Annotated in this window: 10 protein-coding genes and 2 pseudogenes; 7 read left to right on the top strand and 5 right to left on the bottom strand. The window is 69.3% G+C overall.

Features of this window, described 5'->3' with window-relative positions:
• Window positions 1–84 precede the first annotated feature (84 nt).
• Window positions 85–750, top strand: coding sequence for a hypothetical protein (locus tag ABZ725_RS42675; RefSeq protein ID WP_358807757.1), 666 nt, complete (start codon window positions 85–87; stop codon window positions 748–750).
• A 116-nt stretch (window positions 751–866) separates the two neighbouring features.
• Here ABZ725_RS42675 and ABZ725_RS42670 read toward each other — a convergent pair whose 3' ends face one another.
• The 3 genes from ABZ725_RS42670 to ABZ725_RS42660 all read right to left on the bottom strand — a co-directional run bounded on the left by ABZ725_RS42670 (window position 867) and on the right by ABZ725_RS42660 (window position 5384).
• Window positions 867–1529 (bottom strand): LamG domain-containing protein, encoded by a 663-nt coding sequence (locus ABZ725_RS42670; protein ID WP_358807895.1) that lies wholly within the window; start codon window positions 1527–1529, stop codon window positions 867–869.
• Window positions 1530–2341: 812 nt separating this feature from the next.
• A complete protein-coding gene (locus tag ABZ725_RS42665) occupies window positions 2342–3772 on the bottom strand; it encodes a hypothetical protein (RefSeq protein WP_358807756.1) in 1431 nt (476 codons plus the stop codon).
• Window positions 3773–4325: 553 nt separating this feature from the next.
• Window positions 4326–5384: a GDSL-type esterase/lipase family protein gene (locus ABZ725_RS42660; RefSeq protein ID WP_358807755.1), complete on the bottom strand. Its 1059-nt coding sequence runs from the start codon at window positions 5382–5384 to the stop codon at window positions 4326–4328.
• Between the two features lie 325 nt (window positions 5385–5709).
• Here ABZ725_RS42660 and ABZ725_RS42655 point away from each other — a divergent pair, with 325 nt between their 5' ends.
• The gene (locus ABZ725_RS42655) at window positions 5710–6579 is read left to right on the top strand and encodes an MBL fold metallo-hydrolase (RefSeq protein WP_358807754.1); all 870 of its coding nucleotides are present in this window, start codon (window positions 5710–5712) and stop codon (window positions 6577–6579) included.
• A gap of 20 nt (window positions 6580–6599) precedes the next feature.
• On the opposite strand, the gene ABZ725_RS42650 is transcribed toward ABZ725_RS42655, so the two are convergent.
• Window positions 6600–6836 carry a hypothetical protein gene (locus ABZ725_RS42650; RefSeq protein ID WP_358807753.1) on the bottom strand — a complete coding sequence of 79 codons (237 nt, stop codon included), beginning with the start codon at window positions 6834–6836 and terminating at the stop codon, window positions 6600–6602.
• Between the two features lie 97 nt (window positions 6837–6933).
• On the opposite strand from ABZ725_RS42650, the gene ABZ725_RS42645 reads away from it, so the two are divergent.
• The 5 genes and pseudogenes from ABZ725_RS42645 to ABZ725_RS42625 all read left to right on the top strand — a co-directional run bounded on the left by ABZ725_RS42645 (window position 6934) and on the right by ABZ725_RS42625 (window position 11749).
• On the top strand, window positions 6934–7200 hold the full coding sequence (locus tag ABZ725_RS42645; RefSeq protein ID WP_358807752.1) for a hypothetical protein: 267 nt from the start codon (window positions 6934–6936) through the stop codon (window positions 7198–7200).
• Window positions 7201–7373: 173 nt separating this feature from the next.
• Window positions 7374–7565: pseudogene (locus ABZ725_RS42640) on the top strand (transposase); the annotation flags it as partial.
• Window positions 7566–7901: 336 nt separating this feature from the next.
• Complete coding sequence (locus tag ABZ725_RS42635) at window positions 7902–9221, top strand: hypothetical protein (RefSeq protein WP_358807751.1); 1320 nt, start codon at window positions 7902–7904, stop codon at window positions 9219–9221.
• A gap of 1050 nt (window positions 9222–10271) precedes the next feature.
• Complete coding sequence (locus tag ABZ725_RS42630; RefSeq protein ID WP_358807750.1) at window positions 10272–10592, top strand: hypothetical protein; 321 nt, start codon at window positions 10272–10274, stop codon at window positions 10590–10592.
• A gap of 236 nt (window positions 10593–10828) precedes the next feature.
• Window positions 10829–11749 (top strand): annotated as a pseudogene (locus tag ABZ725_RS42625) (transposase).
• A 21-nt stretch (window positions 11750–11770) separates the two neighbouring features.
• On the opposite strand, the gene ABZ725_RS42620 reads toward ABZ725_RS42625, so the two are convergent.
• Window positions 11771–12910 carry a serine hydrolase domain-containing protein gene (locus ABZ725_RS42620; protein ID WP_358807749.1) on the bottom strand — a complete coding sequence of 380 codons (1140 nt, stop codon included), beginning with the start codon at window positions 12908–12910 and terminating at the stop codon, window positions 11771–11773.
• Window positions 12911–13519: the final 609 nt, after the last annotated feature.

Below are 13519 nucleotides of genomic sequence, written 5' to 3'. Positions count from 1 at the left end.
CGGCGATGCGGCTTCGCGCGGACGCGCGTGCAAGTGATCGATCCTGGTGGGGTGGAGACCACGCTGGGAAGGGTGGAGGAAGACATGTGGGAACCCGTTGACGTGGTGTGTTACCAGTGCAGGATCAAGCTTCAACTGCTCGATGCCCCGGTCCCTCGAGAGGCGTGGTGGCAGTTCCTGCATGAGCATGCCTACCACCCGGTGGAGCTGCTGTGGGAGCACTCCGAGGCCTACGAGAGGATCGACATCGACTACATCGATGTGGACAGCGACATCAAGGGCGACCCCTCATTCGCAGAGTACGCGGGGGAGTGGACGGGCCGCCCGCTCGCCCTGCACCCCCGGCCGATCGCCCGTGCGGTGGCCGAAATCGTGCGGCGCGCCCAGGACGCCATGGACGCGCGCGAGTGGCGGGCCGCACCGGGCGACGCGACTGTGGCCGAGGGGATCTTGCAGTCCATGGACTTCGCTCCGCCGCCCGGGGCGGTGGTCGACGAGGCCGCCGTCCGCGCCCGGTCGGCCGCCGTGGAGGCGGCGCGGGAGAGGCTTCACCAGGCCGCGGCCGGACCGGTCGGTGAGCACTTCGGGGCTCTGCTGAAGGAGCTTCTGCCCGCCCTGCCCTCCTCCGCGGACCTGCCCGTGGACGAACTGGTGGCCGAAAGCGGCCCCCTGGCCTCCCCCCGGCTCTGGGACGCCGAGCGGGCACTGCGGCTGATCCAGCACCTGCTCAACGGCATCTCCTTCCGGTAGCCGGACCGCAGACACAGACACACCGACGCACAGACACACGGACAGACGGACAGACGGACGGGGCGGCTCCGGTGCGAGCCGTCCCGTCCGTCTCTCTGTCCGTGTGACTGCGGGGATCAGGGAATCTGCTGGTACAGCGCCGTGATCTGGTTGGCGCTCAGGGTGTAGTTCCAGGCCTGGACGTCACTGACCATGCCGGGCAGGTGGTCGGTCTGGTTGCCGTCGTAGAGCGCGCGTCCGACGGTGAAGGAGCCGGTGCTGCTCCAGGGCGTGACTCCCGTCGTGGTGGCGGCGAGCGCGCCGCCCACGTAGAGGCGTCCTGTGCGGGTGGCGGCGTTGTACGTGCCGACGAGGTGGGTCCAGGTGTTGGCGGTGGCTCCGGCCGAGTAGGCCACATGGGACGTCGGGTCGGCCACATCGCTGTCGGTGAAGGCCATCGACCAGGCGGGCTTGTTCTGGGACGAGTAGTCGTACTTCAGGAAGAAGGCGCTGTCCTCGGTTCCGTCCTGGGCGGCGACCGTGACGTTGTGGGTCGGCAGCGATGCCAGGTTCACCCAGGCCGAGACCGAGTAGCTGCCCGTGGTGTCGAGCACCTGAGCGCTGCTCGTGGCGTCACCGCTCGTGCCGTCCAGGGTCAGGACGCTGCCCCGGGTGGCGTCGGTCGTCCAGGTCGTCGTGCCGTTCAGGGTGAGCGGACTGTTGCCGACGTCGGGATCGGCCAGATTGGCGTTGAGGGTGTTCAGGGAGTCGGTCGCCGCGGTGTCGGTCGCCACCGGCATGCCGGTGCCGTCGTCGAGGTTCCAGGTGTCCTGGGGCGACAGCAGCGCGGTGGACAGTGCGCCGAAGGCGGGGTCGGCGAGGTTGACGTGGTCGCCGGAGTCGGCGCCGGAGGCGAGTCGCTCCTCGCCGTTGCCGTCGAGGGTGGGGTCGGCGACGGCGGCGTCGAAGTCGGCGAAGTACACGGCCGGGGTGGCCCAGGGGTTGCCCAGGTTCATTCCGCCGAGGAAGGCGTTGACGTCGGTGCGGTAGCCGTCGACCGTGCTGGTGCACGGGTCGTCGGGCGTCGCGCCGTCGCCTGTGAAGCCGTCGCAGGGGGTGAGGGAGGTGAGGACGACATCGATGCCCCATGCCTGCAGTTGCTGGACGAGGGCGGTGTAGCCGTTGCCCTCCAGGTCGTCGCTGGCGCTGCCGGCGAGCAGGTCTTCCACTCCCTCGTCGACGACGACGGTGCTGATACCGGGCTGGTCGAGGATGTCGCGGTCGATGCGGGACAGGGCGGCCGGTCCCCCGATGGTGGAGCCGTTGTACGTCTCGGGGTTGTCGGTCATCAGCTGGTTGGACTCGATGCCTTCGGCGAGCACGCCGTAGGGCGTCGCGGTCGTGGGCGCGGCTGCGGTCAGCGCGTCGGAGACGCGGTAGCCGTTGGAGTTGGGCAGCGTGGTGCCCGGCTGGAACGGGTCGACCAGGTTTTCCCCCAGCACGGCTTCGGTGGGCACGTTCGCCGCGGTCACGTCGAGGCCCGTGACCAGGTCCGTGAAGTTGCCGTACGCGGCGGCGTCGGTGGTGAACGGCGTGCCGGTGGTGTCGGTGGTCAGGTCGCCCGAGCCGACGGAGCTGACGTATTCGTAGGAGCCGGTCGCATAGGAGTGCTGGACCAGCTGTTGTAGTGGGGGCGGTTGCTCCAGTCGGTGCCCGAGCCGATGCCCTTCGACCAGTGCAGGTTCACGGTCGCGGTGGTCGAGCACGAAGCGGAGTAGATGTCCGTGGCGTCCACCTCGGCGCTGCTGATGGTCGCACCCCAGATGGTCTTGGAGAGCGACCATTGGTAGACCGAGTGCTCGTCACCGGTGTTGCAGTAGCCCTCGGGCCAACCGTTGTAACCGACGCCGAGGTTGCCGTTGTCGGCGAGGGCCGTCGTCTTGTTGTAGAACGACGTGCCCGGGCAGCCCTGCTTCACCTCGTCGAACGCGGGACTCGTGTAGTCGACGGGGTGCCAGTTGACGGACGGGTCCACGTAGACGGGCCACACGGTCGAACGGGCGGCGAGCATACGGGCGTCCGGCAGCAGCGTCAGGGCTCCGGAGGCGACCTTGGCGCGGACGGGCGCGACACGGGCCGCGAGACCGGGGTGGCCGGCGTCCGAGGCGTCGGCCGCGACCTTGGCGCCGGCGGGCAGACGGGTGGCGGGCAGGGTGCGGTTGGAGTCCCACTGCAAGGGGGCGGGCGCGTCGGCGATCACGCGGCCCTGACGGTCGGTCACCACCAGGGTGCCTCCCGCGTCCTGGGTCAGCCGGCCGGCCCGCACCTTCGCGCCCAGGCGCAACGAGGAGAGCGCCGGGTTCTTCGCGGCCCGCGCGGAGTGCACGACCAGGGTGTCGCTCAGACCTCCGGCGGGGGTCGCCGAGACCAGCAGGTCCACGCCGGCCATGACGGAGCGGTAGGTCGCTCTCTCGCCGGAGACCACCGGGGCGGGCAACCTCGTCGGCCAGGACAAGGACAGGGACACCTCGCCCGAACTCGTCACCGCGAGCGGGCCGTTGCCGCCACCGGAGAAGGCGACGCTTCCGTAGGCGGTGGCCCTGGGCGCCCAGGTGCCGTCGGCCTCCCGCCGCAGCCGCAGGTCCACGGGGGCCCATCCGCCGGCCTTCTCGACCCGCACGGGGACCGGGTTGGAGGAGAGCCCGAACGTTCCGGAAGGCAGGGCTTCGACGACCTCGGTCGGCGTGGTCAGCGCGTCGACGGCAACGGCCTTGCCGGTGCGGGCCGCCCGGACCGCCGCCGCCCGCATCGCGGTCTGCTCGGCCGGGGTCGTACCGTAACCGCTGGGCAGCGGGACCAGGTTCTTCGCCGTGGGGGCGGTCTTGCCGAGGGGCTCGGTGGAGCCCGTGGAACTCCTCGCATGCGGACTTGGCGTGGTGGCCTGGGCCGGGGTGAGGCCGAAGACGCCGAGACCCAGGGCCAGAAGCCCGGTCACCGCGACTCGGCACCAGCCCGAGCGCCGGCCGGCGCGGGGTATGTGCATGGATTGAGAATCTCCAAGTCGACACCGGAAGACCGGCTGAGCCAAAGGATGGGGAGCGGTCGGGGACCCGTCCGTACGCCCTCCCCGCTGTGAAGATTCTGTCCGGACTCGGCGACTTCGCCGGGCATGTCCATCCCAAATCTGAGCAAGGGGATCGCTAATCCGGGCAAGGGGTTCCCTAAACATCCTGTGCGTACCGACCTGGGGGTTTACCGGCAGACGGGCGTCTCGCACGGGTGGTCGCCGGGCGTCGCCGGGTTCTCAGTGGATTCTCGGCGGCTCTCGGCGAGTCCGGGCAGGGCCCAGCGCCGGCCCGTTGTCAGCCCTCACGGGGGAGGCGGGGTTGCGTGGTTGACGGAGCGACGCGTTTCCCCGGGCGGAAGCGTCGCTCGGGCAGACCGGCATGCTCACGCATCACAGCAATGGCCCGAACATTCCGGCCGGCCAAAACGAGGCTGTCCACCTCCGCGTGCACGTTTACCGAGAGCCGGTCCCGTGCGCTTGACAGCCGAGCGCCCACCCGGCGCCTCGAGTGATCCGTCTGCCGGACGGTTCAAGACGCCGAACAGGTGGCCGTCGCCGAAGGCGTGCCCGCCGCAGCCGACGTACTCGCGAGGAAGCCGAAGGTGGTGCTCGCCCCCGCCGTCACCGTGCCGTTCCATCCGGCGTTGCGTACCGTGGTCCCGGTCAGCGCGCCGTTCCAGACCTGGGTGAGCTGGCTGCCCGTCGGGAGTACGAGGGTCACCGCCCAGGAAGAGATCGCCGCCGTGGACGAGGTGTTGGTGACCGTCACCTCACCCTGGTAGCCGCCCTGCCACACCGACACCGCCCGGAAGGCCGCCGAGCAGCCACCGTTTCCGGGGTCCCCGGGGTCGCCGGGGTCGCCGGGGTCGCCCGGGGTGAGCAGGGCCGACAGCGCCGGGTACCAGCGGGCCGCCATCTTGGCGTCGCCGGAGGCGTTGGGGTGGACACCGTCATAGGTGTCGGTGGCCGTGTCGAAGCCCGTCCACTGATCGACGACGGTCACCGGCGACTGCTCGGTGGTGATGCCCTGGGCCCAGGCCGGAATACGCTGGTTGAAGGCCACTGTACGAGCGGCGCATTCGGCGCAGCTGCTCGGATTGATCGGGATGAGCTGGGCGACCAGCACCTTCATCGCCGGGTTGCTGGCCCGCATCTGGCCGACCAGCTTCGTGTACGCGGCGAGGATGGTGTCCGGCGCGATGCTGCTCCAGACGTCGTTGGTGCCGAAGTGCATGATAACGATGTCTGGCAGCGTCGCCGCCAGCCAGCCGGGGAGCAGGTTCTGGTCGGCGGTGGCGGTGGCCTGGAAGCCGCCGTGGCCTTCGTTGTCGGCGTCGTGGGTGAGGGCGCAGCTCTGGGCGTTCAGTGTGCCGACGAAGTCGATGTCGGTGTAACCGGCGTTCTGCAGCTGGTTCCAGAGGAGGGAGCGCCAGCAGCCCGGGGAACCGGTGATGGAGTCGCCGAGCGGCATGATCCGTACCGGGGTCGCGGCGGCGGCGGACGGGGCGCCGGCCAGGCCGAAACCGGCGGCGAAGGCGAGCAGGGCGGCCAGGACAGTGGCGAGGAGGGGGTGGTGTCTGCTGCGCACGGGGTGTCCTTCCCGAAGTGGGGCAGGAGTGGGAGTGCGGTGCACGCGCGGTATGGGAGCGCTCCCATTTCCGCGTATGGTTCATCAAGCCACCGTTGTCGCTGCCACGTCAATAACCCGGGCAGGCTCGCTGAAGCCCGTGAGGAATCAACACGTTGGATTGGTCTCCGTCATGTGGTGATTCCGCCGCATGAGGCCTGCAGGCTGTGAGAACGAGGATCGGGGGCAAATCGGACACTGCCCGGTGGGGGGCCGTGATCTCTCAGAACTACTCATCTCTGAGAAGGCAGTTGGGTGTGGATCCAGGCATGGCAGGATCCAGGCCATGTCCCGCAGCGTTCCCCGCCTCTGGATCGGCTCGACCGAGATCATCGCCCTCGCCGACGGCGAGGGCCCGTTCTTCTCCCCGCGCGCCGAGGCCTTCCCCGAGGCCACGGCCGCTCAGTGGGCCGAGGCCGACCGCTACGACCCGGGCGCGGTCGACGCCGAGGGCCGCTGGCGGCTCCAGTTCCGCGCGTACGCGATCCGCGGCGACAAGGGCCTCACCGTCGTGGACGCCGGGATCGGTCCGGCGGACAGCCCGGCCGGCTCGTGGGCGCCCGTGCCCGGTGCGCTCCCCGAGTCGCTCGCCGCCGCGGGCATCGACCCGGCCGAGGTCGACACCGTGGTGCTCACGCATCTGCATACCGACCACATCGGGTGGGCGGTCGTGACCGAGGCTGCCGTTCCATCAGCGGGCGGCGCGGTGGGCGGCGTCCCTTCGCCCGGCAGTACGACCAGCGGCCGCCGCCCCTATTTCCCGAACGCCGAATACCTGCTCCAGCGGGCCGAGTTCGACGCCCTCGACGCGCTCAACCCGCAGCTTCGCGAGACCCTCACCGACCCGCTTGATGCGGCCGGTCGGCTCCGGCTCCTCGACGGGGACACGCCGCTGCGCGCCGGGCGCGCGGTCGCCACGCCCGGTCACACGCCCGGGCACCAGAGTGTGCTGGTCGCCGACGGGCGCGAGCTGGCGCTCGTCACCGGCGACCTCCTGGTGCACGCGCTCCAGCTGCTCCACCCCGAGCTCGCCTACTCGCACGAGACCGACCCTGAGGCGGCCAGGCACTCAAGGGAGCACATGCTCGGCCGCGAAACCGCCACCACGCTGCACCTGGCGACGCCGCATTTGACGGAGCCGTTCATCTCGGCGTGATCGCGGCCGTTCGGCGCGGGTCAGGCCGCGAGGGCAAGCAGACGCTCCAATTTCTCGACGGTCTCGTCATCGACGGGACTGAAGACCGTGAGGCGGCAGCGGCCTCCGGACTGGAGCCACACCCGGTCCGCGTGCAGGCGCAGCACGCCGACCTCCCGATTGCGGAAGATCTTGACGTCCTTGACCTTGTCGGCGACGTTGCGCCGACCCCAGATCTCGCCGAACGCCTGGAGGAGGCCGGGCAGGACGCGAAGCATAGCTTCGAGGTTCAGCCCAACGGTCGGTTGAAGCTGAACGTCGACCGGCTCGGCGAGAGCGAGTCCCTGAAGCGGCTGCGCAAGACAACCTCGAAGAATGCTCCCGAAGATCGACCTGCTGCCGCACCAGCTGTTCGAGGTCGACTCCTGTGCCGGATTCCTGCACGCCTTCGTGCAGCTGCGCGCCCTCGGTGCACTGCACTGCACGGCGCAGCGTGCCCACCACCGAGGAGTTCACTGCTTAGAAGCAGGAACTCCTCGCGCGCGTCTGACCGGATCGGGCGGCTACTCCGACGGCAGTCACAGCGCCCCTGAGGCCGTCCCTCCGGAGGAACTACACCCAAGGCGGTTCGGCGGGCAATGAGTAGTGCACGCTGGTGAGCTGTTCCGAGAGCACCCACAACTGGTGGGCCGTAGCAGAGTCCTGGATGGCACGTTCCCGACTGCGGGGGGCGGGCTCGCCACGGAGCTGGAACGGCCCATGGGGCACGACGTAGTTCCCCCGCAGGCAGGTTGGGGACGGTTGAGGTGTACAGGGAACGGCGCCCGGTCGATGTACTGCCGGGCCGGGACGCCGAGCCACTGTCCGCCTGGCTCCACGGCCACCCCGAGATCGAGGTGGTCTGCCGTGACCGGGTCGGCGCCTACGCCGAAGGCGCCCGCAGCGGGGCTCCGCAGGCCCGGCAAGTGGCGGACGCCTGGCACCGGCTGCGCAACCTCGCCGAAGCAGAACAGCCAAAACGACCAGATCGCGCGATGTGGTCGCAGCCGGCCGGACCGAGCAGACAGTGGCGCTGCCGTAGGGCGCGAGGCCGGACCGGGGCGGTTCAGGCGACTTGACACCCCCCCCACGCCTATCTACACGGCATTGCTTCTGGCTCCGCTTTTCGCGGCATGGCCGGGTGTTGCCCAACAGGTCCGGAAAAAGCCAGGCGCGGCAGGCTGCCCTGCCATGTGATGATCCTTCCGGCGCGCCGGGGCTGCCGACGCGTTACCACATCCTTGGGGGTAGCAATGAGACTGATCCCTGCTGGAAGCCCGTTACGCCTCAGATCCGGCGCCGCCGTGGCGGTGACGGCCGGCCTGCTGGCTGCGGGCATCGCCGCGCCCGCGTTCGCTGACGACGACCCGCCGCAGACCGACCAGTTGTCGATCAACGAGCCGTACGAGCAAACGCTGCCGCTCGGCATCGACGGCGGCCAGCCGCAGTCCCGCACCCTCGGCGTCGGCATCTACCACGACAACGAGAACTTCACGGTGACCGACGGCAGGCTCACCGTCGACGTCTCCGACCTCACCGGGGTCGCCGAGGTGACCTGGCCCGACAACTGCACGCCGAGCGGCACGAGTGCGGTGTGCGACGTTCCCGTGGTGCCCGCGGTCGTGGGCGACTACGAGGATCAGGTGTTCCTGACGGTGCGCGCGGCCGACGGTGCCCACGTGGGCGCACAGGGCAGGATCACCTACGAGGCGACGGCCACCGGCGGCCCCGACGGCACGCTCACCGCGCCGCACGAGAGCTCCGACACCACGCTGACCGTCGGCACCGGGCCCGACCTCGCCATCGACCCCGTCGCCGCCATCGACGACGGTCTGCCCGGCGACGAGCGGACGATCCCGTTCAAGATCACCAACAACGGCAACGAGAGCGCGAACGGGTTCACCGTCACGCTGTCCGCCTCATATGGCCTGACGGATCTGACCCGGTATGACGCCTGCACCTACACCACGACGGACGGCAACGACTACGCACCGTCGAGCACGGCGAGCTGCCGGTTCGATCAGGTGCTGGCGCCGGGCGACTCCTTCGAGCTGCCCGAGCCGCTGACGGTGCGGCTCGCCCCGCACGCGCTGAACGAGCGGTTCGACATCGACGTCGAGCCGGGCGGCGGCGCCAAGGACATCGACTCCCAGAACGACTACGTGGCCCTCCGGGTCGGCGCGGACAACACCGCGGACTTCTCCGTGTCCGGTGACGCCATCTCCGGCGCGGCGGGCGAAACGGCCACCGCCGAGCTCACGTTCAAGAACAACGGCCCGGCCTGGCTCGGCAACCTCGGCTCCGGCGACCCGGTCGCCGAGGTCCGGCTGGTCGTGCCCAAGGGCGCCAAGGTCACCGGTGTGCCGTCCGGCTGCTCCCCGCACACCCTCGACGGCGGCTACTACCCGAAGCAGACGGGTGCCCCGCGTTACGACTGCGACCTGCGGTACTGGGTGCTGGAGGACACTCAGCGCACGTTCGCGTTCTCCGTGAGCGTCGATACCGTGGTGCCCGGCGCGACCGGTGCCGTGAGCATCCACCCCACGTTCGGCGAATTCGGTCAGTACCCCTTCGACTTCGACCCCGACCTCACGAACAACACGGCGGTCCTGACCGTCAACTGACCGGTTCTGGGTATTCGGAGCAGCCGTTCGGGCGGCTGCTCCGAACGGACGCTGCCGGCCGATCTCAGCTGGGCTTGCACCATCGCCGCGTGAACGGGAAGGGCTGCAACGACCACGGGCAAGACCTCCCCTCCCGCCAAGGACGTACCGGGAGGGGCCGGGCGTCAATCACTCCGGCCCCTTCCGGTCACCACTCCCGTCGCAGGTAGTCCGGAAGTACGGCCACAGTCAGGGCGCTCCAGACGATCCCGTCGGAAACTGCGCCCCAGGGGACGGCGTTCGTCAGGTCGGACGCCAGCAGCATCAGGCAGAGGTGCAGCAGGAGGACGAACAGTGCCTCTGACCAGCACAGGCGGGGGATCTGTCGGTGTTCTTGTCGCGCAGGTGCAGGCCGTGGTCGTGAAGGACGGCGGAGCCGCAGTCCGCGAGGGTGGTGATCCCTCGCTTGGTCAGCCATGTCGCGAAGTGAGACCACCACCTCACCGTGTCGACGATGCCGTTCGGGCACAGACGGGAACGAAGGCGATTGCCTCGGGCTTTGAGGTGAGTGGGCCGCAACTGCCCGTTGATCATGTTCCAGGCGATCAGGCCCTCCGTGGCTGCTGCATCCGGAGTCTGAGCACGTACGCGCGGTGCACGATCCGGGTACGCGAAGCGAATCCCCGTCTGCGTCACAGATGACCGGATCTGAAACAGCTTCTATGCGTCGTCGGGCGTCTTCCTGTCGGGGCCGCCTACCGGGAAGGCGGGCCAGGACGGGGTGCCCGTCGTTCGCCTCGCGCGATGCGCGGATTCCGCTGCTCGCGCTCAGGGGCGCGGGCTCGGTCCTCAGCGAGTGTCAGATCCATCATGCCTGTTCGGAGGTGGTTTTCGGTAGGACGGAGCGCACGTCCGTTCGGACTTGTCGCAGGCGGTGGTCCGCCCGCAGACTCGTCGTCATCCACTCTCCGACGTCCGTGTCGGCATCCGTTCCCGGCTGCCGACGCGTTCGCTGTGCTGTCTCGTCGCGTGACGGGGCGGGCCGGGGGGTGAGGGAACGAAGGGGGATCGATGGATCAGGACATGGTTCTGCGGGCGAGGGTCAAGCTGCTCGGCGCCAACCGGCGGGTGGTGCGCGGCGTCGAAGGGCTGTGGATCTACCGCCTGCTGACGCAGGTCGAGCCGGAGGTGTACGGGTCGAAGCTGGCGTACGTCCTGGTGGAGGCCAGTGCCTCGCCGCTGGTGCGGGAGCTGCCCGGGCAACGGCTGGCCCTCTTGGACGAGGCGGTGGAGGTGGCGAGGGCCCTCAGCGCCGCGAATCCCCACCGGGCCAAGGTGCTGGCGAGGGCTCTCGCAGCCCGGCGGGAACTTGACAGCCGGCAGGCGACGTAGCGGGAAACGCTGTATCCGGTGCGCATCAGGTGCGGTGCGCGGCATCGTGCGGACCTGGTGCGCACCACCGGGCAGCGCGGTGGTCGGGGTGACGATGCGGTCGGCGACGTCCAGGAGCGCCGTGCGCAGCTGCGCGTACTCTCCGAACGCGTCTTGCCTATGTCCACCCCGAACAATTGATGGCCTCGGTGCACGGCCCAGATCCCGCCCGCCAGCGGGAGAAGTTCGAGGTCCTGATGGGCCGGACAGCCTCCCGGTTCGCACGGGTCGAACCGCGGCGGCAAGCACGGGAGTTCGTCCTCGGCCTGTTGGCGGGCCCGCCACGGAAGAACTGCTGGACGCTGGCCGAGCACGTCGGCCATGCCGCCCCCGACCGGCTGCAGCACCTGCTCGCACGGGCGAAGTGGGACGCGGACGCCGTCCGTGCCGATCTGCGCGGCTTCGTCGTCGACCACCTCGGCACAGGAGACGTCGTCCTGGTGGTCGATGAGACCGGTGACCTGAAGAAGGGCACGCACACGGTCGGGGTCCAGCGCCCGTACACCGGCACCGCCGGACGCGTCGAGAACAGCCAGGTCGCTGTCTACCTCGCCTAGCGGGCCTGGCAGAAACTCTCCGCCGGAGCCGGAGCGGGAGCCGGAGCCGGAGCCGGAGCCGGAGCCAAGGGCCACCGCCACTACGACTGGGCCTTGGCCGTGATCGCGGACGGGCGGCCCGGACATCGGCACCTACTCGTCCGCCGCAACCGCCGCACCGGCGAACTCGCCTACTACCGCTGCTACTAGACCGCGAAGACCCCGCTGACTACCTTCGTTATGGTTGCCGGGCGGCGGTGGACCATCGAGGAGACGTTCCAATCTTCCAAGACCCTGGCCGGTCTCGACGAACACCAGGTCAGACGCTGGACCTCTTGGCACCGCTGGGTCACCCTCGCCATGCTCGCCCACGCCTTCCTCACCGCCGTCACCGCCGCCGAGCAGACCCAGTACAAGCTAATCCCACTGACCCGCAACGAGATCCAGCACCTGTTCACGACCCTCGTCACACAGCCCCGGCACACCACCGGGCACCGACTCCGCTGTTCACACTGGCGCCGACGCCACCAAGCGAGGGCCAAGACCTGCCACTACGAGCGACAGACCTCCCAACCGACATGAAGATCAAGATCGGCTGGAGTACTAGGAACGGGTCCGGCACAGTTCCTGGTCCACGAGTGTGATCATGGCCTGCTCGGTGTCCTGACCGCCGTCACTGCTGACGTACACCACGGCGGTCCGGGTCCCGTCTCGGGTGGCGCCACCCCAGGTGATATAGCCCAGCAGTTCGCCCCGGTGACCGAAGTAGCTGCCACCACAGGACAACGGGATCTCGGCCAGACCGAGGCCATACCTCACGTCCAGCCCGGGCGCGTCCACGGTGGTCGTCATCTCGTCGAGTTGCGCCGGAGCCAGCAGACGGCCGCCGAGCAGCGCGGCGTAGAACCGGTTCAGGTCGTGCGCGGTGCTGATGACCGATCCGGAGCCGACGGCCATACTCGAATTGAGCACCGTGACGTCGGTGCCGGTGCTGAACGCGTAGCCCTGAGCGTGCGGGCCCAGGATGAACGGGAAGGTTCCGGGCGTACTGGCGTCCCTCAGACCCAGCGGGCGGATGATCCGGTCGTTCACCTCCTGCGCCCAACTCCGGCCGGTGACCTTCTGGGTGATCATCGCGGCGAGAATGTAGTTGGTGTTGGAATACGACCATTTTTCGTCGTCCGGGACGAATTTGGGAGAGAGCTGCATCGCCAGCCCCACCAACTCCTCGGGGGTGTAGGTGCGGAACCGCTCGGCTCGATAGCCGTCCGCGCTTTTCAATGCGGGTATCTCGGGCCCGATGTCAGGGATGCCACTCGTGTGCTGCAGCAGCTGCCGCACGGTGATCTGGCTGCCGTCGTGGCCGTTGCCCTGGACCACTCCCGGAAGCCACTGCTCGACGGTGTCCTCCAGGGACATTCGCCCCTCGCCGACGAGTTGCAGCACGACCGTGGCGGTGAAGGTCTTGGTGGCGCTGCCGATCCGAAATCTGCCGTTCGGCGGCATCTGCCTCCTGGTGCCCCTCTCGGCCGTCCCCGCGCGCGCGATGTCACGTGTGTCCGGTGACGTCACCTCAGCGGACACACCAACGGCCCCGGTGTCGTGGACCGCATCCACCTGCTGCTGGAGCGGATCGGCCTGCGGCGGCTTCGCCGCCGCCGTCCCGGTCGACGTGGCGAAGAGAACCGCGCTCAGGCTGCTCAGGACAAGCAGGTCCCACCGACGCCTTCCTGGCATATACATGATGATCCCCGTCCTGTTCGGGTTGCCTGCGTGTTCAGCGCTCAGGCTGTGGCCCCTGGTGTTCCGCTCCCGGAGCCGGTGGTCGACGACCATCCCACCAGCGATGAGGGGATCGGCCCATCCGGCTCTCCCCCCGACGCTCCGGTGCGCTGTCCTCAGGGCGGTGCTGGGGGTTACCCCCCCGTGGGGACACTGAGGCTTCTTCCGCCAGCGGCCGGTGTGCTGCTGAGGAACGTAAGGCTGCCGACGACCAGGCCGATGACGGTCGCCGTCAAGAGAATGATGGCGGTGTGCTGCGTGATGAACGGGCCGGGCTGCGGCGGCTCGGGCGGGTTCGGTGAAGGTAGGGGCGGGGCCGGAACTCACGTGCTGCTCCAAGGGTGTTGATGTGTCGGACGCCCGCTCTTACGGTTACGTCCCGCTCAGTAGCCCACGGCTCCTTCCGTGTCCGAGCCCGCCGCGTCGACCGAGAGGTCTCCCACGCCGGTCACATGCCGGAGCAGCACACGAGACAGTGATTCCTAATGCGGTCTGTCAAGCCGCGTGCCCGGTGGGTGGCACGAGTTCGTAGGTCCGTCCGTCACGTAGGAGGGCCCAGAGGACGTTGAC

It is taken from the genome of Streptomyces sp. NPDC006872 (genome assembly GCF_040635845.1).
In the GTDB taxonomy this organism is placed as follows: domain Bacteria; phylum Actinomycetota; class Actinomycetes; order Streptomycetales; family Streptomycetaceae; genus Streptomyces.
Note: the sequence above shows the minus strand (reverse complement) of the source record. Positions and strands in the feature narration are given on the sequence as shown.